The sequence below is a fragment of the Achromobacter sp. 413638 genome, assembly GCF_043119405.1.
GTDB lineage: Bacteria > Pseudomonadota > Gammaproteobacteria > Burkholderiales > Burkholderiaceae_B > Achromobacter.
This window is the reverse complement of the sequence record NZ_JBICCO010000193.1, coordinates 1-315: the sequence shown is the minus strand read 5'-3', so window position 1 is coordinate 315 and position 315 is coordinate 1. Positions and strand designations below refer to the sequence as shown.

At 56.5% G+C, this 315-nt stretch carries 1 protein-coding gene; it reads left to right on the top strand.

Annotation, left to right across the window (positions count from 1 at the left end):
* Nucleotides 1-64: 64 nt before the first annotated feature.
* The coding region (locus ACEU5R_RS32025; RefSeq protein ID WP_392413952.1) for a transposase at nucleotides 65-315 on the top strand (251 nt) is incomplete at its 3' end.

The window sequence follows — 315 nt, the reverse complement described above, 5'->3', positions numbered from 1 at the left end:
GGTAATCCCCCCGCAAAAGCGATGAGGTCAGAAGTAGAATTTTCTCGTTGAGGAGTTCTACCGCATGAAGAAGTCGAGATTTACGGATAGCCAGATCATTGAAGCCATCAAGCGCGTGGAGGCGGGTCTTGCCGTTCCAGAGCTGTGCCGAGAGTTGGGCATCAGCTCGGCTACGTTCTACAAGTGGCGTTCGAAGTATGGCGGCATGGACGTATCGCTGATGGCGCGCATGAAGGAGCTGGAGGCCGAGAACGCTCGGCTGCGCAAGATGTACGTCGAGGAGAAGCTCAAGGCCGAGATCGTGACGGAGGCGCT